Origin of the sequence: Psittacicella hinzii, assembly GCF_003585935.1 — a bacterium.
Lineage (GTDB): Bacteria > Pseudomonadota > Gammaproteobacteria > Enterobacterales > Psittacicellaceae > Psittacicella > Psittacicella hinzii.
In genome coordinates this window covers 19,676-42,173 of the sequence record NZ_NRJG01000020.1, presented here as the reverse complement: position 1 = coordinate 42,173, position 22,498 = coordinate 19,676, and the positions used below count along the sequence as shown (strand labels likewise).

Annotated in this window: 4 protein-coding genes and 1 pseudogene; 4 read left to right on the top strand and 1 reads right to left on the bottom strand. The window is 39.0% G+C overall.

Annotation, left to right across the window (positions count from 1 at the left end; translation table 11 throughout):
- The first annotated feature begins 1 nt into the window (after position 1).
- The gene (locus CKF58_RS01240; protein ID WP_222987645.1) at positions 2 to 4,027 is read left to right on the top strand and encodes a glycosyltransferase family 25 protein; all 4,026 of its coding nucleotides are present in this window, start codon (positions 2 to 4) and stop codon (positions 4,025 to 4,027) included.
- Between the two features lie 5 nt (positions 4,028 to 4,032).
- On the top strand, positions 4,033 to 7,647 hold the full coding sequence (locus tag CKF58_RS01235; RefSeq protein WP_119530172.1) for a hypothetical protein: 3,615 nt from the start codon (positions 4,033 to 4,035) through the stop codon (positions 7,645 to 7,647).
- A 41-nt stretch (positions 7,648 to 7,688) separates the two neighbouring features.
- On the opposite strand, the gene CKF58_RS01230 is transcribed toward CKF58_RS01235, so the two are convergent.
- Positions 7,689 to 18,140 (bottom strand): class I adenylate cyclase, encoded by a 10,452-nt coding sequence (locus CKF58_RS01230; protein WP_119530171.1) that lies wholly within the window; start codon positions 18,138 to 18,140, stop codon positions 7,689 to 7,691.
- A 1,406-nt stretch (positions 18,141 to 19,546) separates the two neighbouring features.
- Between CKF58_RS01230 and hflK the strand changes: the two genes are divergently transcribed.
- A complete protein-coding gene (gene hflK / locus CKF58_RS01225) occupies positions 19,547 to 20,905 on the top strand; it encodes an FtsH protease activity modulator HflK (protein ID WP_119530170.1) in 1,359 nt (452 codons plus the stop codon).
- Positions 20,905 to 21,801 (top strand): annotated as a pseudogene (gene hflC / locus CKF58_RS01220) (protease modulator HflC); the annotation flags it as partial. The gene hflK and the pseudogene hflC, both read left to right, overlap by 1 nt.
- Between the last annotated feature and the right edge of the window lie 697 nt (positions 21,802 to 22,498).

Below are 22,498 nucleotides of genomic sequence, written 5' to 3'. Positions count from 1 at the left end.
TATGACTAAACTCGCTAAATCTTATTTATTACTCTTAGGGCATAATCTTTCTTATGCCCTAAGTTGTCGTCAACCTGGAGCGCAGATTTTTACGCATGTCCCAGCCTTTAACTACAGTGAAGCGCAATTAGCGGCTCGCTTTGATGCGCAAGCTTATAAAGCTACGCTAAACAATGACGAGCAAGTATCGATGACCTTGCAACAACAAATCCTTGCACACTTAGACCTCTATGCTTTAATTGCGAGCGATGAACAACTTAGTGATGAGCAATGGGTAGTTGTTTGTGAGAACGGACAAATCCTTGCTTCAAATTGGCAAGAACAAGTAGAAGATATTCTGCATGTGCTGACAACTGATCCGCTTGCAGCTAAGATTGGGGTAATTAATTTATCTAATCTTAAGAATTTATCATTATTAAGTCGTGAGCCTGCACAATATGATCCGCAAACAAACGAGCAAATCCAAGCGCAAGAGCTAACAACTACTTTTAGCTTAGAGCAAGCTCGGTATCAAAGTCAGCGTGCTGCTTTAATGCCTGAATTTGCAGCTTATCTTGAGCAAGCCGATCCTTTTAACTTTGCCAGTGAGCAAGCCCAAGATATTTATAATCTACACGGACAAAAAGCTAAAGAGTTTGCAACAATTAATTTAAAGAACTCGACGTGTAACTTCGAGAGTTTAAATCAGGCGCTTAAACTTGAATTAAACAACCAACAGGCTTATAGTCCGTTCTACTTAATTAAAGTAGCAACAGTACGCCAAATTGTGCAACAGCTGCAAGTTGATGCTGCATTAATGCAACAACAAGTAGCACAAGCACAACAAGCTATAGCTAAGCTTGCAGCCCAAGAGGCTAAGTTTTATCAAGCCGCACCTGCGCTTGAACGTCCTAGAATTGATGCTGCCCCTTGGCATAAAACTATTGCTTGGCATCCTGGACAATGGGAGTTAATTCTTACAGATTATCGTTTAGGGCAAGCCTATGCAGCTAATCCGGATCTCGGTGTTAGTCAGCATCATCAAGGACAAATTGTTCTCTCGTTTGACGCGCAAAAGTATGTTAACTATATGCTAGGCATGCAGATCGTAGTCGAGCAAAAAAGCCTTGGCTACGACTATGTAGCGCAAATGCCTAAGTTTGTTACCTATGATGAGCAAGACCCTTATACTTTAAGTTACTTTTATCGCCAAGAGGATACAGCTGACTTTATTCCGGTAGCCTTAAGTTCACCTTCAGCTCATGAGCAACAAAGTCTAGCTAATGCGTGGACGATTATGGTGAATACGATCGGTAATAGCCAACTCCTTGTCTACAAAGAGCATTTAAATAAAAGCATTGCCCTATATCGCATTTTCCAAGCATTATTAGTAAACCAAGACTTTAAAGCTGGTGATTACTTTATTGTCCTTAATGCTGATAATGAATTAGCTCCGTACTGGAAAGCGCGTTTAAATCAAGCTTTACGCGTAACGGCCAACCTTGTAAGCAGTAACTTAATGATTGCTGGTAGTGTTGATGGTGCTACGGATTTTAACTATTTACCTGCTAACTTCTTTAAACAGTCCCATCAAAACTTTGATGAGTCTCTGCATAAATCATTATCTTTACTGCCAACCTTAAGTCCGCAGCTCTATTTAGAGCATGACTTTTATGCACAAACGCTAAATTCACTCGTGCGTTTTGTGCGACGAGATATAGATTTTTGGCTCTTTAGTAAGCAATTTATCTTCTCTTACTTAGAGCGCTTACGTGATAGATTAAGTAAAGTAGTACTTGATCCTGCAAGTATCCAAGCAAGACAAGCCGAGCTGCAAAAACAGCAAGCTCATACAACCCAAGTGGAACAAGAGTTTTATGAGCAAAACAGTAACTATGATCTAATCGAAGATTATCTGAACACTGTGCCTGAAGCTTACAATATGTTCCAAGGCTATCGCTTAGAAAAAAGCAGTAAAATTTACCGCCAACTAAGCGAGCAAGTGCAAGCACTAACTAACTTAGCTAAACAGCTAACTCCGCATGAGCGCCAAACCGCTACGCTACAAAGCCTCTTAAGCTTTAATTACTTATTACGTCAAAGTCACGGACAAAATCATCCTTTTGTTGATCTTAATGCCCTTGCCGAACTTGTAGACTGGCAAACTTTAAGTGATAGTCAGGTAATGGCAATGGCTGCGCCATTGTTTATGTTTGAGTTTTTACAGATTACTAATCTGATTAAAGTTTTTAGTGCTCATGATATTGTGCAACTTAATCCACCTTTAAGCATTCCTAATACTAAGGTGAAGGATTTTGCTCAGGCGCAAAACGATCTGTATGCTCTAACTTCACGCCAAGTGCGTCGCACTAATCGTCAAAGCCAAAGATCTTTACGTTATAGTCAAAGCAATAAATCGCAAACTCCAGATTACGTTGCTCCTATGCCTAAGTTCTTAATTAACTTACCGCAATCAGTAGAACGTAAACAAGCTTTCTTAGCCCAACCTTATACGCACGATTTCCAAATCATCCCAGCCGTATATGGTAAAGATCTAAGCCCAGAACAAGTGCACGAGCAATTCGACGTCCTTAAGTTCTATCAAATTTACGAACGTCCTGTTGCTCCAGGAGAGATTGGTTGTACGCTCTCACATATGCACTTATATCAACAAGTGCTAGCTGATGATTCAATTGCCGATGATCAATGGATTTTAGTTTGTGAAGACGATACAGTATTCCGCGCTGATTGGTATCAACGCTTAAATCACTTACTGCATTATCTACAAACACAAAACCAAGCAGCTCCAGAGTTTATTCAGCTTAATAACAATAATCTAAACAAAGATAGCGAATTAAGCCTTGAGCAATTAAAGAAAATTACTTTCTTTAATTTTGCCGACGAAGACCTGTACTACTTACAACAAGGGCAAAGTATTTTCTTCCCGCACAATGTTGTAAGTTATGGTTCATCGAACTATCTGTTCCGTAAATCTTTATTACGCCAAGCGCGTTTTATTAATCAGAGTCGTCCTTATTGGGTAGCTGATGATTTTCCACAGTTTTTTGCTTTTAAACCAGACGCTTATACTTACTCGCTACCGATGTTAAGTCAACAAAACGTCGAAGAGTTTAACTCGTTAATTAACGATGACCGCGAAAACGTAATTCTGCAAAATCGTCAACGTTTACGCAATAAAGAACTCTACAAACCGCTTAACTTTATTCATAAACACGTAATTATTCTGCAAAATAAACTTACAACCGTGCAGATTAAACAACGTTATCCGGAAGTAACACATATTATCCCGCGTGCTGATTACGAGAAATACAGCGATCAAGAATTATTAGATAAATTCTATAACCAAGCTGCATATCAAGAGCGCTATAAGTGTTTACCTGGACGTGAAGAAATGATCTTGGCGATTATGCACCAAGAAGCCTATAAGTACATTCACAAACTAACTACCGAAGTGCATAATTACTTCTTAGTTATTGAAGATAATCAGCTGCCATTAACTAATCAACTAGCGAATTATCTCAACTTAGTAGTGACGGCTGTAGCTTCACGTTTAAATACAAATACTGGTTTTATTCTCCTCCAAAACACCTTTATGGAGCGAGCGCTTAAGGCCGTAGACGGTAATCCTTTAGCCTTACCAGGACATGTAGATCTAGCGGCGCAATTAGCTCAACAAGGACGTGATTTAACTAGCTTACCTATGTATGATGAGCAAGTTAATCAGTTTGGCTATAAGTTTACGGATTACGTAATTGCACCAGAAGCTTATCCGCAATATTATGTCTTTGGGGATCAAGCAGATACTACCTACTTAAAAATCAATCCGTATCTAAGCATTCAGGTGCTCAATCAATACGCTGAACAATATCCTCGTGCTTACTTTATTTTCAGTTATGACATTGCTGAATATAAAGTCGCAAGCGAAAAAATTAGTTGGCGTCATGGTGATTTACCGAATATGCTTTACTTCCATAGTGTAGCCTTTGCTACCGTGTTTCCGCCATTATTTATTACGCAGGAAAATTAAATTTTATGGCACAAACCAAATTTCGGGCTTATATGCTTACTGGCTTAGACGCAGCACGCGACTTTGCAGCAAGCTTTACGCCTTTTGTGCGTCAATTTACGACTGTACAAGCCGTAAATTGGGCAAGCTTACCGCCAGAGATTCCGGATTTGTTTAGCACTGAAATAAGTGCTACACAAAAAACGCAAGTGCTAAGCCATTTACGTTTATGGCAAAACATTGCCCTTGATCCGAGTCTAGATGAGCAAGCTTGGGTGGTAATTGTTGAGCAAGGTACTGCCTTAGCTCCGCATTGGCAACGCAAGTTAGATCTTGCTATAGAGCAAGTTAAACAACAAGCTGCGCAAGAACAAGCTCAACAAGCTCAACAAAATCAGCAAGAACAGCAAGAACAGCAACCTCAACAAGAATCACAAGAACAAGAAGCTGCAAATATCCAAGGCTTAATGCCAATTGTGCACTTAGGGCATCCGCAATTTCTTGCTTGGCATGCTAAAGAGCACGAGTTTACAGAGAGCGCTCTAGCTAAACTGCAAGTAAGTAACCTCTTACCTATTAACGATCCTGTACAAAACTATGTACATGAGAAAATGGCTAACCATCCATTATGGCAGTACCAAGAGCCTTACTTACAAGCTAGTATGCTAGCTCAAGCTAATCCTGAACTTGCATTTACCGGAGAAGCTTATGCTCTAACTAAAGCTACAGCTAAACATTTAGCTAATATGTATTTAAGTGTTAACCAAGCTTTAGCCAGCTATAAACAACCTGAGTTTGCGCAAGATTTAGGCAAGCAAATTGATTTAAGCTTAACGCAGATTCTTGCTCAATGCTCAGCCCGTGTAATCTTACCTAGTTTAAGTGTTGCTTTTAGCCAACTGACGAAAGCGCAACCGCAAGTACTTACCGATTTAGCTCTGGCAGGGAGTTTACAAGTAGTAATCCCTTCGCATGTAGAGTACAAAGAGTACATTAAAGAGCAAGTGAATGCCTCATTAGAGCATTGGCAAAGCTTAAGTGCAACCCAGCAAGAGTTTTTACAAACTTTAGTGCAACAAGAAGTGCCGGTATTTCCTAATGATCTAAGACTACCGTGCCAAGGTTATAACTTAAGTAGTCATATCCAAAAATATGTCTTAGCAGATCAAGGAGCATTTGCATGGCGTCCAACTTCACAATTATCACGTTTCTATGCTCAAGCTCATACCGCTGATTTTAAGTTAGTAACCTTACCGCAAGTAAATCAAGCCGAGTTCCAAGAGTATCTCTCACTGCAAACTAAACAAGGACAGCTTGAGTATTTAACTCCGCATGCAAGTTTAAATACTTTACGTACCGAATTCGCATGGGGGAAATTACTTACGCAAGTGCTTACTGATCCTAATCTTGGTAATCACGATTGGGTACTACTAAGTTCGGATAATGTAGTGCTTGATACCCATTGGCAACAAAAACTTAATGCTCAACTCTTTAGCCTAGCTTATCAGCAACCTGAGACTGGAGCTTTAGTTTTAGGGACAACTAGCGAGCGTAACTTTAAAGCTACTTATGCAGCTCGTGCTGGTAATAATGCTCTAGCGACTTGTGCTAAAGCAGAAGCTGGCTATAGTGTGTTACCAGTAGCGCAAGTAAATGCTCGTTATACACTTAATGCAGCTCAAGCCTTGGCGCAAACGAGCTACCAATGGGAAAATAATCTAGCTCTAACTTATCAACCAGTTGAAGTGTTATATGGCATCCTTGCGGATAACTTCCTTGCAGCTCCTACGCAGCAAGCGCTAGCCTCTCAAGCAAATGCCGTAGAGGAGCAAGATGAAGCAGCACAGGAGCAAGCAAATGCCGAGGAAAGCCAAACAAATGCCGCTCAGGATCAAGGTGCTAGTCTGCAAGCTCCACTCTATCTTGCAAGTACTGAAGCCTTTATGGGTAGTCTGCCAGATAGCGAAGAGTTCTTACGCTTAGCTGGAGTAGAGCCTAGTCTCTTAAGTGCCCAAGATCAACAACGCCAAGTTGAACTTAGTCGCCTGTGGCAAGTAAACTTAGCGGCATTAAGTGCACAACAAGTAGGTATTCTGCGTCAAGAGCTCGAACAAGCTGCTAATACCAATTCTAATACTAACGCTACTAGTGATCAAAACTCATCGCTGCAAGTAATTACGCGCTTTTTACAAAGCCACACTGGGCACAACACCTTTCCACAAAATGGCGTTGATAGCTTTAAACGTCTGGCAAGTAAAGCCGACTTACAAGCTGTTAAAGAGCGTGTCTTTAAATTTATGCAGCAAAATGCTCAACGCATTAGTAATGAGTACATTGACTTTAGTCAGCAGATTAATACTCCGTATACTAACCAAGATAGTCGTACCAACCAAGATAAAGTTGTGCGTAAGCAAATTGCCCAATACGTAGATGCTTTAACTCCAAACGACTACCTCCTAGGTACTAATAGTTTATATAGCCAAGCTAATACTACTCTTTCATATGTTTGGCCACAAGCACAAATTATTAGTAAAGGTGAGTATGTATTAACTGACTGGCAGTTAATTTACCCACGCGTAAAATGGCTTGATGATTCAAATTCTGTAAGTAGTGAAGCTTTAAGCTCGAGAAGCGTGTCTGCTACTCTCACACCAAATCTTCTACTCTTAAACGTTGGAGCTTTACGTGCTAAAGCCCGTGCTTTAGCCTTTAATACATTTACCTTTAAGCTTGAAGAGTTTAGAGAGTTAGTGTTACCTGAAACTAAGGTTGGGCAAATTGAACCTGCGTTAGCAATTAACAACTACATGCAGCAATTCTTTGCGCAAACATCGCCACGTCCAAGTTTACATCAATCACGTGATACTTCGATGACTAGTCTCCAGCGTTTCTTTGCTCAAGATACTGCCCGTAAAGTAGGTACACAAGATCATGTAAGTCAATTACACAAGTTTGTACTTTATGATCCGAGCGCCCCTCAAGCCTTAGCTTACTTTAAGCATCAAGTTGCGCCATTAGAGTTTAATGCTCAAGCAGCTGTTAACCCTAATGACAAGCAACTAGCTACTAAGTTTAATACTGACCTGTTCCAACGCTTAGCTGGTTATAAACCAACGCCACAAGCCATGGCACAAACCGCTAGTCATTGTCAGCTTTATACGCAAATCCTTGCCGACGATACTATTGGCGAGCAAGATTGGGTGCTAATTTGCCAAACGCCACTAATGTTTAATCAGCAATGGCGTGAACGCTTAAATGAAATCTTGTCTTATGCTAAGTCTCCTTATGCTAAACATTTACAATTAATTCTTACGCAAGTGGAACAAGTAGATACGTTTAAACCTCTAGGTGACTTAAACCTTGGAACACATAAACAACTGCTTACTTATCCGCAAGAATACTTAATTGTAAGTGATCTGCAAGATTTACAATTAATGCCAACCTTACCAGCTCATAGTAATGGTTGTTATTTAATTCGTAAACAAGCACTACGCAATGCGGCTTCTGAATTTGCTAAACCTTATTGGTTAGCTGATAACTTTACGTTTGTCTTACCGTTTGTACCATTTAGTGTAGCTATAGCTAATCCTGTATTAGCCCAAACTAATGCTAAACTTGTACAAGCCGTAACGCACGACTAAGACAAAAAAAGATCCAAGATATTACTATCTTGGATCTTTTTTTATATTAATACTTGCGACCACTCTGGAATAAGAGTAAAACGACATTGTTGTTGCTCATCTTGCTCTACCAGAGAGACTTGAAGATTAAGTACTTGTGCACTTGCTGCCGGATACACCGACCATAGGGCATCTTGCAATAAAGCTTCTAAAAAGCCTTGTACTTGCCAATAAGCATAGAACAGATTGTCAGGAGTACTTAAATAGAGATCATATTGCATATCAACTTCAGATAGAGGAGTTATCTCTACCCAGAGTTGCATAATCCCTAGGCGTTGTTGCGCTTGGACAGCAGATAAAACACGCTGCTGTTGAGCTGTTAGTCCTTGAATTAAACTATTAACCTTACCTAGAGCTAAGTCCGGACTTAAGCATTGAGGTACATGATATACCGCCATAAACTCTAGTTGTAAGGTTTGTTGTTTAACTTCTTGTTCTAAACGAGCACTGCGCACAGCTTCTTGTTTTTCTTGTAAAGTTTGGGTTATCGCTTGTAAAACTAACTGGTTTATATAGCTTACATTTGGTCCATTAAGCTTATGCACACTTATGTTTGGTAGTTTATGTTTACTGCCTAAGTGTTCTTGCATATAACGAATCAAATGCGGTAAAGCTTGTTGTCCTGTAAATCTTACATTACGATAAGTACCTACTTTAGTGATGTACACCAAACTAAAATACTCAATTAAACGACTACTTATGCGCGCAAAACTATATTGCATTAAATCTAGACTTGCACGTAAGTTACCAATTTCTGGAGTCGTTAGTTGTGGTAAATATTTTACAAACACATAGGCTGAAGCGATTTGTTCGGCTTCGTCCAAGTAGTTAGTTGCAAAAATATTCGCCAGATGAGAAATGGTAGTTTGGATAGGTGCAGACTTATCTCCATTGTCTGGTTGCTGCGTATCATTACTAACTAATAGTTGTTGGTTTTGCTCATTGGTTAGCTCGGCCGCTAAAGGGCTCGTAATTAAAGAATTAACCTCAGTTTTTTCTTGTTTAGTTGTTTGAGCCGCTTTAAACTGCGCTAGAACTCCCATGTCAATATTTACCTTGCCACGAGTAGTATATTGCAGTTGCGCTAAGTCTAAAACTAATGGTTCAGTATCTACTTCCCCATGAGTAGCTAGAGCACCTAGATTTAAGTTAGCTTCTAAACCATAAGAGCTTGTGGCTTGATTTAAGTTTAAGAGATCAGCTGGACTTAAGTAATCATTACTTTGGCGCGGCAGAGGAGTACTTAAATCTGCTAAAGCAATATTAGCCGCTGTCGTTTTAGTTACGGCAGCTTTAGGTGGTTTAGAGGCATTAAGTTTACTTGCGTCTAAAGTTAAAGTACTTGGAGCAATAATTGCTTGTTGCTTGTCTGTAAGATTAACTTTAAACTCAGATAATGGCGTATCTTGAGCTGCCAGAGAAGATGGTAAGTAGAGAGCATTAAAACTCTCTAAATGCCGAGCTAAAGATACTGACGGACTAGTATATGGTTGATATAAATGTCTAAGATTTATTAAGTTCCAATCACGTGAGAAAGGTAATGGTAAATCTTGACTTGTATGTTCAACCGTATACTTATAAGCTTGCGCTCGTTTAAAGTCTAAAGCGTAAGTTAATAAGTCGTTAACTACAGCTAGACGACGTTGCCGTAGCACTTGCGCAAACTCAGTGCGAGCATTAAGCCCTGGTTGAGCATAACGCACTATAGCTTCTAAGGTATCACAATTTTCCCCTAAGTAAGAACCTATAGCCGTAGGTACAGACACTAAATTAGCAGCTTGGATACCAGGATCTAAGCGAACTTTATGCATTAAGCCGTAAAGTTTTTGTCCATGCACAAAAGGATAAACTTCAATTACTTGTCCCAATTGTTCCGGATGATTTAACCAAGGAGATATCGCAGCCGTTTGCTCGAGACTAGCAGCTGCAGCATGAGCTGCAGCTTGTGCTCCAGCAATATGAGCCGTTTGTAACACATGGTTAACTAATAACTCTTGGCGTTTATATTTCCACACTTGGGCATAACTTGCTAAAGGTGTTGATATAGCTAGAGAGCTATTAAGCGGAGTTAATACTTGGGTTAATTCACTTGTTAGTTCTGGAGTTAAGAATGTTGCTTGGTTACTAGAAGCAAGAGCATCAACAGTCTCAACTAATTGATCTTGTGAAGTTAAATTGTGAACCCTACGTCGCGCTTGCCCTAAAGCATGCGTGGCTTGCGTTTCTAAGTCTTGCGCTGGTATAACCTCGGTTTGACTAGCGCTTTGCGCATCCAAGTTGTTCGCACTGGTTGCTACTTTAATCGCACTATGCTTAGCAGTTGCTAAACTTTGGGTATTACCTTTGCCTTGTAGCTCTACTTGGGTCTCGCTTACATTAACAAGCGTAGATGCTTGCTCTGTATTGCCTAAGCTTGTACTTGCAGTACTTGCAGTACTTGCAGGATTTGCAGCACTTGCAGCACTTTCTGGATTTGTAGTACTTGCAAAGCTAGTACTTGCAGCCTCATTTACCCTTAAGTTATCTTGTCTACTGCTGTTATTGTTTGTGCCTGAGCCGTATAAGTCAGATGAGGTTACTGCTTTTAAGCTTTCATTACCATTACTTAGTGCAACATTAACTGGTGACTGTAAAGGTAAAGATTGCATAGTTACTTCACCTCGTAAAGCTTGATTTAGACTTTCAACTGTAGGGGTAGGATGATCAGCAAATCCTGGCAACATAAACTTAGCTGTTTGCACAAAGTCATAGTCATCATCGACAATGAGCGGCTTAGCTAAAGTATGTTGCTTATTACCTAGCATATTCAGATATTTTTGTAAGCGCGTATCTGTAGTTAAAGGATCTGTACTTATGCTTTCAGTACTAAGAGTACTAAAGGATGGAGCTAAAGGTGGTATTACTGCCGCAGCAGCAATAGCATCTAAGCTTTGCTTGCCATTAGGATTAATCTGCGCATTCTTATCTAAAAGCACCGTTACCGAACTTAAACCAGCTCCTGCACCACTAAATGGTGGCAGTAAATGAGCAAACTCATTATTAGTCATGGCATTAGTTGCTAAGACATCGACTTCAAGCTTATCGCTTAAAGTGTAGTCTACAGGTGTGCCTAACTCTAATAAGATATTGTCTTCGGTTAGATAACGGAGGTTTTGGTGATAAACGCGGATTTGTTCTTTTCCTGTAACACAGATTTTTACTTTGGCATAAATAAGATTACCTAAGTAATTAATGTAATTGTAGTTTAGAGCCCGATAATCTCTAAAGTGCGCTAAAACAATTAACATTAATTGCGGATCATAGTTATACCAGTGTAGAGCTCCTTTAACCGGTAAAAGATAAGCCGATAAAGGTTTAGGAGCTGGAACTACAGACGCCTCTACTTTAAGGTCAGCTTCTTTAGGAGAATCAGCTGAAGTTTTTGCTAAAGCGCTAGTCACTCGCGCTAGATTATCTAAAGCATAACCATTACGCACCGTACGATTATATAAACTTGGTAACGGTGAATAACTTTCGTAGTGCGATGAGTTAGCAGTGGTTTGGTCTGTAGTTTGAGCTGTAGTATCAACTGTAGTTTCAGTTGTAGCAACAACCGGAGTTTCTGCTGTGGTTTCAACAACAGCAGCATCAATTCGACTTTCTGTTGTAGCATCTGCTGTAGTGTCAGAAATAACTTCTGTAGCAGTACCTTTACCCTCTTCTTGCTCAGTGTTAGCTGTAAGGTAAACATCAGTACTTACAAATAACGCAGCATTATCAGCTTGGCTATTGCTTGTACTTTCAGTAGCTAAAGGATTAACCTCTCCAGTTTGGAGAATTGTAGGTTGTTGTCCTTCGAGATTTTCATACTTGTTATTTCCAACACTTGAAGAGACTGAAACCGCACCTTCTACATTTGTAGTTTCAGCTACTGCATTAGTCCTACCAACGACCTCATCTACACTAACTGTATTTCGGTCTTTGGAAGCAATATCTCCATAAACCTGTTCATCAACAGTTGTTGGTACGTTTAAACCTATAATCCCTAATTCATCTAACACTTGCGCCGCAAGAATTTCACTTTCAGCTGAAATAGGGACAACAATTTTAGTTTCTTGTTGCAAGCCGCTACGTAATTGCGTTAGAGATTGTGGAGATTTAGCTGATGGTAATTCATACCATGAACGGAAGTTAATACTTGCTGGTGTTTGTTGCTCACTTGCTTGTTCATGCTCGGCTAATTGATTATTAACTTCATGATCGGTCAGTTTAGCATTGGTAATGTAGTTGGCAATGTGTGACTGATCTGGTGAAGCTGTATAACCTTGAGTTAGAGCTGAACTTGCAGTTGCAACTGCAACTAAATTCGCTGCTTGTAAAGCCCGATCTCGTGCTTGATCTCCTGCATTAGCAAGACGCTGCGCTAAAGATGCTTGTGCATGCTCATGAGCTTGTACTTGCCAGAGATTATAACTATCAGCAGCTGCAGCATAACTTAAGAGTAATTCCCAGTTATCCGTTGTACCTGCTATTTGGGTTAACGGATAGACTTGTTGTCCTAAGTTAATGTTTTCTGCTTGGGCTTGAGTTTGGAGTTTTTGCCACGCAGTTTGCATATGGAAATTTGGTAAATCCATATGATCTGCTGCTGGACTTAAATCTCTAAGATGCACTTGCCCATAAGTAACATGTCCATCAGCATGTGCCCCTGGAGTTTCAGGTACAGCTGTATGTACATAAGCTGCCGTAGCTTGTTCACTAAATACTGTAGCAATTGCATTTTCAACTTCAGTGGTTAATGGTTGGAGAGACACACTATGGGTTTGAGATTCACCTTTTTCATTAACAACTTTTTGTTGGAATAAGGTGTTATAACCTTTAGTTTGTTGTCTTATTAAGTCATTATCTTGCGCTAAAGTTTCTAAAGCATTAGCTATTCCTTGTAATGGATCTGCTTTAGACGAATTATCGTCTTGAGCTAGATTTAGCTGACTACTTTTCTTATTAGCAGTAGCATTTTCAAGAGCATTAACTTCTTGAGATACAACTTGAGACGTAACAACATCAGAGTTTGCTAGTTCTTGTTCTACCGAAGCAAAAGATGGATTAGCTCGAGCACTTAAAGTGCGTGCAGCATTTTCTCTTTCTTCACCTCTTGGAGCAGCAACTACTTCTACATGTAACAGTTCATTAGAAATTGGTTGTTCACGTTCAATATCATGATTAGCAACTGTAGAAGTCTCTTCAGTATGCTGTACCGCCTCACCTTGTAAATAATGATGGGCTAAGTTCAAATTGATACCCATGCGTGTATAAATACGTCTAGGGTAAGGAGTTGAACTATAAGGAGCAGTTACTCGTGCATGTAGAGCTGTAATCGTTGAGGCAGCTTTAGCATGTTCGGTTTGCTCATGCTCAACTGCTGTAGGTTCAGTATTTGCAGCTTGCTTATGCTTAACTTGTGTTTGAACATCATCAGTTACTGCAGCTTGCTCATCGCTAACTAAAGTTGAATCATTAACTAGTTGCGCTTTCTCTGCTGTTGCTAATCCTTGCTCATGCTTACCAAAATCAGTTTGAGAATTATTAGAGTTAACTTCATCGGCGTTATTAATACTATTTGCCGTAACCTTATCTTTAATATATTCAAAGATCCGACCATCTAAGCATTTCGCACGATTACGGAGTAAAGTTACGATCTCTAAAGCTGATTTTTTTTCCTGATTAACAACTTCGCTAGTGTAGTATTGTTCTGAAGCTACTTTGCTTTGTTCTACTTGAGCTTGTAGTTGCTGCGCAACTTGTTGCGCCATTACTTGCGCGGCTGCTAAAGCAGCTGCATGAGCATAGATATCACGACCAGCTAGCTCATAACCTAGATCACCACTTTCTGGTAAAGCAGCATTTTCCGCTTGTTGATCTAAAGAAGCATAACTATACCAACTACGATCAGTTGTAGGAGATACATAAGAAATTTCTTTAGTAAAGGTACGTTTTACTAGTTGAGCTACAGCTTTGGCTGCTGCTTGGGTTACTTGTACGGCTGGGGTAATCCCTAAGAAAATTTCTTTAACTGTATAACCTTGACTTACTACTGCTGGTAAGTAGTTTTTGAGCATAAAGCCTTGTGGGGCTAAAGCTAAACTAGCGTAATACTCGCGAGCTAGCTTACTTAGATCATGATAAACAAAGGCTTGAGGTTTATTATTCCAGTAATTACTTGCACTCGTAACACTAAACAAATAGAAGAACGAACTAATTGACTGCATAATTTGCAGTACTTTAGGTGGTTTAACTTTCTCGTTACTATTAACTTGTTCCGTAGTAATTTCCGGTAAGGTTAAACTAATTACTTCGCTTTGCTCTTGGTTACTTTCTCTAATTACTTGGGTTAAGAGAGCTGCGTAATTAGTTGATCTTGGATTAAGGGCAATAGTAGTTTGTTCGTTACTATTATTTAGGCTCGGATTTAGATTGTTATTTAAGTAGTTGCTATGACTTGCAGCTTGCTTATTACCTTGCTGATTACTATTTAGCGTTATTTGTGCCGTAATAGTTTCAAGATTAGTTGCTAAGAAAGTTGCTGTGGTAATAGCTTTATCTTGGGTATAAGTAGTTTGCTCTGGTTCAGCGGTTAAACCACCGCCAGCTTGCCAAGCTTTAGTTGCAGCTAAGGTAGCTGCACAGGTGATTTTCTCTACCGAACTATTATCTACTTTTGGAGCTAATTCAAGACAGGTTGCACGCGAGGCATTACCTCCTAAGGTTAAGCCTTGCTGACTATTCTCCGCATTGAAACCACTATTCTCTTTACTATGAGTATCTTGCACTAGGAAAGATACTCTTCCTTGCCCCTTAAACTTACTTTCAATTTTTAAGTCAGAGATATAACTAGTGTCTATAGGGATCTCTTGTCCTGGACCGGCGTTCTTCCAAGCATAGAGTTTACCTTGTGGTTTAACTGCTTGTAGTTCGTGCTCGGTATTAACCTCCATAAATGGATAAGTTTGTAACTCGGTACGTGCTTGTAATTGCGCTTTATACAGATCAACGGTTAAAGTTTGCGAAAGATCTGTCACTGGTAAAGATACCGCTGCACCTACAAGCATTTGGCAAACATCTTCGTTGGCTAAAGACGAATGTAAACTTACGACTGCTTTCCCTTTAGTTAGGTACATGAGATCTGTAAGATTTACATCTTCTTGCACCGCTAAAGCTAAACCTGCAGGGAACTTCATACTGCCTGATACATATGTATCTTGGCGACTTAAGTTCACCATACTTGTGACTTGTACTTGTTCAACTTTTACTTGCGTCGAAGTATTGTCTAGCGACATTACAAGTTGCGGAGCTACCGTATCAGTGATAGCTGCAATAGTTGCACTAGCATTATCTGAAGTAGCAATAAGATCTAAAGAAGTAATCTTGTCTTGCTCTTCTAAAGAAGTAAGTTTAGATTGTTCTTCTAACTCCACCTGTGGTTGCTGCACAGGTGTTACCGGCACGCCAACCAGATGTAAGCTAGTTGTTTCTTCTGCAGTTGATTTTTGCTCAGTCTCTTGCTTATGCTCTTGCGCTAGAGATAGTACTCGGGCTTGTTCTTTATCCGCTTCTTGTGAAAGCTCGTACGAAGAGACAACTATCTCTTCAGTCTCTTGCAGTTCATACTGTTCAGAGTTAGTAATTGTTACTGCTGCATTAGCAAATTGACTTTGACTAAGACCTGCATTACTTGCAGTAACTTCTTTGCTTGCTTCTTCGTTTAAGCCTAAAGCTTCATTAGCATTAGCAACTAACTCTGAGCTAGCACTAGTTACTAATTGCGTAGCATTAACTGGTAATTCAGGAGTACTTAAATCAACTAAGGTTGAATAAGCAATATGCGCATCTCTTTTATCTTCCTCCCAAGTAAGCATTCCTTGGTTACGCATTTGCTCTTTGAGCTCTTCACTCGTAACAAAATCCTGTACCACCGTATCTAAACTTGGAGCAAGATTAGTGTTTTCTTTATGGGATTTTGGTTGTAAAAATGCTGGTGTTTGTTCACGGAAAATTTTATTTACCGCTGGGATATGGTTAATTGCACTAATAGTAGTAGGATTAACACTATTAGCACTAACATGCCCTTTCCCTTGTGCCATCAGACCGGTCACCGGATCACGGTACACTTGGTTATCTTCAAATAAATAATCCGATACCGCACGCGACAAACGTCCAAAGTACGAACCTAAATTGCCACGATTACGTAAACCTTTAATCAGGTTTACCAGCATTTCTTGGTTAAAGTATGGATTTTGTTTTAACTGAATGCGAGTTTTGGCCGTAATTAAACCATTAAAGTAACACCAACAAACTAAACTTATTAAGTCGTAGTTAATTTCTAAGTGTTTACGTTCAGCATTAGCTAATGGGTTATGCTTATCCACATTCACTACGTACCAAACTATATTCGAAGCATCTTGTTGATTGTCAAACCAACCAAAGTATAAGAATGGTTCACTAAGATCTAATTCCGGATAACGGTTATAGATCATAATCTGGTTACGGTGGTGAACAAATAAACTAACAACGGCTTGTTCAATAGCCTGTAGCTCTTGCTTATCAGTAAAGCTAATAGCTTTCTTACTTTCACTTGGGATTTGTAAAACAAATTTATATAGTGAAAGATAAGTACGCACTAAAGCTTTTTTATAATCATCAGTGTATTTAACTAATTCCCCAATATGCCAATACTTAAAGCGTAGAGCAATTTGCAGATCAATTTTATTGATTGCATATCTTTGCTGTAAGCGAATGAGCATCTGACGTAAATCAGTTGGCACTTTAATATAAGGATCAGAAAAGTCACTTAGATTATCAAGTAAATAATCTATTGCCTTGCGCTCATGACATTTTAAGCGCTGCATAATGCGATTAATGCTTGGCTGAAAGAGTTTATTTACTTTTAAAAGAAAGCTGGTTATTGCTAAATACTGACGATTAGTATCACCAATCGAAGTTAAATAAGCTAATACCTTATCTAACACCATCTCATAAGCGTCAAAACCAATCCCAAAGTAAGTCGAACTTGCAGCTTGCTCTGTACCATAAAGGTGCATAAAGCTATAGTCGTCATTAACGTTGGGTGTTTTATTAGTTGAAGATGGATCTTCAACTAATAAACCAGCTGCTTTAGCAATAGTGGCATTAATCGCCCCAGCCGTCCAAATTTCGGCTGTAGTCGTAGCTAAAGGAGATACTTTATAAGCTTTAGGTTTAGTTGCTTGGGTAGCATTAGTCGTACTAGTGCTATTGCTTGCACTTTGCGCTTGCTGTTGACTTTGCCAATGTGCATGGGCTTTTTCGGCTAAACGATTTTTTACCCATGCAGCAGCGCCCCCAGTGTCAATTGACGCTTGGGCATGCGGGTTTACGGCATGTTGTAAGCTTAAAGCTGAATCAGCTGTAGCATCAAACATCCCGTGTTTCCAAATATGAGCCGTAGTTGCCGCAGTTGGTGAAGTTTTATGAGTAACCGACGCAAAAGTTACCGGCACTCGCGCTACAGGAGGTGTTACTGTGACTTCATCTTGCTGCAGAATACGACGTTTCATCGATACCGAAACTAACTCAGTATAAGGATATTCGTTGAAATAGGCTTCTAATAAGCCGATTTTAATAAAGGATTTAAAAGGGTTTTGTAAACCTTTATAGATTAACCATAGAACATTGGCATAAAACGCTTGGTGACTTAAAAGTTTTAAGTCCATATCACCAAAATCGATCCAGTTACATGGATGAATTAATCCAAAATCTATAAAAGCTTGTTTTACTTCTTGATAGCTATAACCTTTAACTTCTGGTAAGAAATACCAAAGTAACCACTTACCTGCTAACTTAGTAGCCGAGCGATAGAACTCATCGAGTAAGAAAATCTTTTCTCGAATTCCCCCATCAGCTAAAGTTTGATTAGTGTGACGATTATAAAGAAGATGTTGACAGTCAACAATATAGAAACTTGCTTCGACATGATGTTCAGCTTGTAACCATTGACTCATTTTCTCGAGTTTTTGGTGTAAAGCTTGACGCTTTACAGCTTCAAGTTCGGGACTTACAACTACCCACAGATCTATATCTGAATCAGCGGTAAAAGTAACCGAACTTGCCGATCCCATTACATACACCCCTTCAATGGTATAAGTCCCAGGATTAGTTAACTGGTCGTAGTTAACATCTGCATAGTTAGCAAAGCTTTCTAATTGTTGCGGTAAAGGAATGAAGTTATATACTCCGTGTGGAGCATCAGGCACATAGAAACGCATGCCTGGTGGATTAAAGTGCAGAATAAAAGGAACTTGCAGCAGAAATTCTCGTATGTTTGCTGATTTAGAAGCCAGCGTAAAAGCGTACCGACGTTGATGAAAATCGGTCATACGCACAATATTTTTGCTCAGTTCTTTTTGGGCTTGCTTGTAAGTTAAACCAACTTTTGTCATAAGAAAATCCTGTCATGCTGGCCGCATAACAACCTAGGTCAGATTATTAACGGTAAAGAGTGTGCCTATAGATTAATATCTCTGAAAGGGAATGATATTTAGCTTTTTGTAACTTCTATCTAAGAGAAGGAAATAAAAACTAAAATTAATCCGCAAATATACGTAAAGTGCAGGAGAATCTTGTTCTCCTGCTTATATATTACAGAAAAATCCCTTAAAGTGGCATTTTTTAAGCCCTAATTGCGAAAACAGCTACCCTCAAAAATTCAATCTACACTTATCAATAAGATACTTTCGAGTAAATGGCACTTTTTACTGAAACTCTGCCGTCAAATTTAAACGAAAATAACGAAAGAAATATTCTGAAGCAAAAATACCCACACAAAAATCACGGGTATAGTTAAAATTTTGTAAATTTTCACAAAATTTATACACACCCTTTAACCACCACAAAGAGAAGAAAAAACTCTAAATTAGAGGTTAAAAAATCTCCAAGCCCCTAAAAAAGGATAAATTACAACTTTATAATATCAGTTGCTACTTCTTACTTAACATCTCCCCAATGTTAATTTACACGAAGCTGTAATTTCACAGACTAAAAATTATCTTTATTTGGTTCGCCTATTTGATTATGTAGAACCTAAACTTAAAACCAAATAGCCTTAAGGCAATCTATAGTCCTTTGTTGTTCAGAACTTAACTGGTGTGAAGCACCTCTTTTTTGCCAATCATTTACTAAATTTTATGATAAAGAAGATGTGATTTAATTCAAGATGAAAGTAAGATTTTGTGAAGTATAGATAAGCATGAGTAATCAGCAAAGAGTAAAATTTTGCTGCAAGTTTAACTTATGTTTTAGCAAGAAAACTTTCGTTTATATTACGTTTATCTTTCGTTTATGTTTCGCCTCACCACAGGATTACTTACGTTTAGCTTTTGTATTATTTACATACCCCCCATTTTCATCTTTACAGTTAACAGCACCTCCTTTTCAGGATTGTATAGTGTTGTTGTGATAATCAGCTAGAACTAAACTTTTCCCCTCCATTTGCAAGAGTACATAGACAGCCTGCAATACACACTTGTTGCTAAGTGTATTTCTACCCCATAAATTGCCAACTTAGCCTTTATTATCTTGGGGATTCTCTTGTTGTTTGTTATAATAAAAATGAAGTTATGTATTAAACGCTTTTTATTTTCAATCGACTCTAAGAAAATGAAAAATCAACTTAATCTAAGCTAACAATTAGTTTATCTAAGAGTTACTACCTTACTGACTTCAGAGTCACTTCCTCATACGCAAGACTAACAATTTCTACTAATGAGAGATTAGCAAATAAATTGTTTTTCTTACTATTTTTACTTTTCTTTACTTTGGTAAAGACTTAACTATAAGGTTCTAACGCATGAGTGAAAAAGACCAACGCGATTACGATAGAGAAGATCTAAGCCGCGATTTAGAAGAGCGCTTTAGAAAATATCGTGAAATGAGCGGTAAGACAGAAGATAAATCTGAAGATGAGACAGAAAAGGAAAAGTCTAAAACTATTCCTCGTACCCCTAAAAACGAAAATAGCGCAACAGACAAGCAGACTACTCGCACTTCAGCTGAACCTGACCAATCATCAAACAACAAACAACAAAAGAAATCATCATTTACTATGCCTGATTTTTCTAATGTTAAATTTAACTTCGGTAAAGGCTCAAAAGCAATTAAAACTCTAGGTTTAGGAGTTGTGCTTTTAGGCTTTTTAGCAACAGGTTTTTACACCGTAAACGAATCTGAACGTGGGGTAGTAAAACGTTTTGGTGCTTACTACGCTACAAAAATGCCAGGTCTAAACTGGCGTGTACCGGTTATTGATAAAGTAACTAAAGTTAACGTGCAACAAGTTGGACAATTACGTATTGAGGGAACTATGTTAACTCAAGACGAAAACGTAGTTAATGTTACTTTAACCGTACAATATCGTGTTGACGATCCATACAACTACCTTTACATGGTAGACGCTCCAGAAACTACATTACGTGAAGCAACCGAAGCTTCATTACGTTTTGTGGTGGGTCACATGAAAATGGACGACGTAATTACAACTGGTCGTTCTATTGTGAGAGAGAATACACGTCAAATGCTCTTAAAAACTCTTGAGAGCTATAACGTAGGCATCGGTATTGTGGACGTAAACTTCCAATCAGCGCGTCCACCTGAAGAAGTTAAAGAGTCTTTTGACGATGCGATTAAAGCGCAAGAAGACGAGCAACGCTATATTCGTGAAGCTGAAGCTTACCAACGTTCACGTGAACCTATTGCACGTGGTCAAGCAAGACAAATTATTGCTCAAGCACAAGGTTATGCTGCAAGCATTATCGCTAAAGCTAATGCCGATGCTGCTGAGTACAATAACCTCTTACCACAATTCTTGGCTAATCCGTCAGTATTTAAACAAAGATACTACCTAGAAGCAATGGCAGAGCTATACGGTAATACGCCTAAAGTTATTATGCAAGATAACAATGCGATTACTTTCTTACCTTTAGATAAACTTTTATCTACGGGCAAAGCTCCTACACAGGTAAAACAAGGTGATGGTTCATTACTGCAAGATCCAAATCAAGCACAACCAACAACTCCTACACCAAGTTATGCCCCAACTACGACTACTCCAACCACGACTACTCCAGCTGCCACTGATAACCGCAGTCCAGTAACTCGTGATGGTTCTCGTACCGCTCCTAGCCGTTTTAACACCAGAGGTAGTAACTAATGTCAACAAACAATAATAATCACAATAAACTTCTTGCTTTAGGTGTGGCACTAATTATTGTTGTGGTGCTCTTACTAAACTCGGTTTACTTCGTGCAAGAAGGAACTCGTGCTATTAAATTACGTTTTAATAAAGTAGTGCGTGACAGTAACAACAACGTGGTAGTAATTCAACCAGGTATTCACTTTAAACCACCATTTATTGATAGCGTAGTAAATATTGATGCTCGTTTACAAACGCTTGATGATACATCTGACCGTTTCTTAACTGTTGAGAAAAAAGACGTATTAATCGAGTCATACGTAAAATGGAAAGTTGTAGATTTTGGTAAATTCTATACTTCAACTGGTGGTCAATTTACCCGTGCTAATGACTTATTACGTCGTAAAATTAATGACCGTTTACGTTCTGAAGTAGGTAGCCAAACTATTTCTGATATCGTATCAGGTTCACGTTCTGAACTGATGAGCCAAGCGCTTGATGCTGTAAACAAAGCTGAAGACGGTGCGTTAAACTTCGGGATTCAAGTAATTGACGTACGTGTAGTGAAAATTGAATTACCTACTGAAGTCGCAGATTCAATTTACCAACGTATGCGTGCTGAACGTCAAGCTGTAGCAGGTGAACACCGTGCTCAAGGTCAAGAGCAAGCACAAATTATGCGTGCCGAAACTGACCGTAACATTACCGTAATCCTTTCTGAAGCACAATTAGAAGCTGCAAAAATCCGCGCAACTGCTGATGCTCAAGCTAACGCTATTTACAACCAAACTTATACGCAAAACTATGAATTATTTACTTTCCTAAAAAATATGGAAGCATATAAAACAAGTTTAGCGCAAAACAATAGCGTGCTTTTAGTGAATCCAGAGAAAGATAGTTTCTATCAATTCTTATTCAATAACGGCATTTCAAATACTAATTTAAAACCACAAACTGGAGTACAAGTACCAGCGAATGCTTTACCAAGTAATCCTGTTAGCTTACCAGCAACTGTACCAGCTACGCCAGAGCAACCTGCTCAACCAGCTGCGCCAACAGAAACCACTCCAGCAACCAATGAGCAAGCTCCAGCTGCACCTGCTGCACCAGCAACCCCTGCTAGTCCAGCTGAACCAGCAACATCGCCATCTGCTCCTTAATTAATGGTTATTACTTTAAGGCATTATGTCTTAAGTGGTAAAGCACCTCTTCGGAGGTGCTTTTTCTGTCGAAAAAATTTAGCGTTTGAGGAATATGGAGTATTGATTTTAGTTTTAGCTGCTAAATTGATGGGGATGATTGAGCATTAGATTGGGTACTTGTTTAAGTGTTAGATTTAGGTGCGAGATTTAGGCACTTGTTTAAGTGCTAGACTTAGGTACTAGATCTAAGTGTCAGATTTAAGTATGAGTTTTAAAGTTTTGCAGACAACCCGCAACCATACATACAGTCTTGTAGGATTTACTTAATTCCCGTAAATAAAATTATGGTTATTAACCAGATAATCCATTATGGCAAACTAAAAAACAATAAAAATACAAGCCTTAACTTCTGGAGCTTTCGCATATTTGTGAAGATATCACAACTTAAACTGATGAAAAATCTTCATTT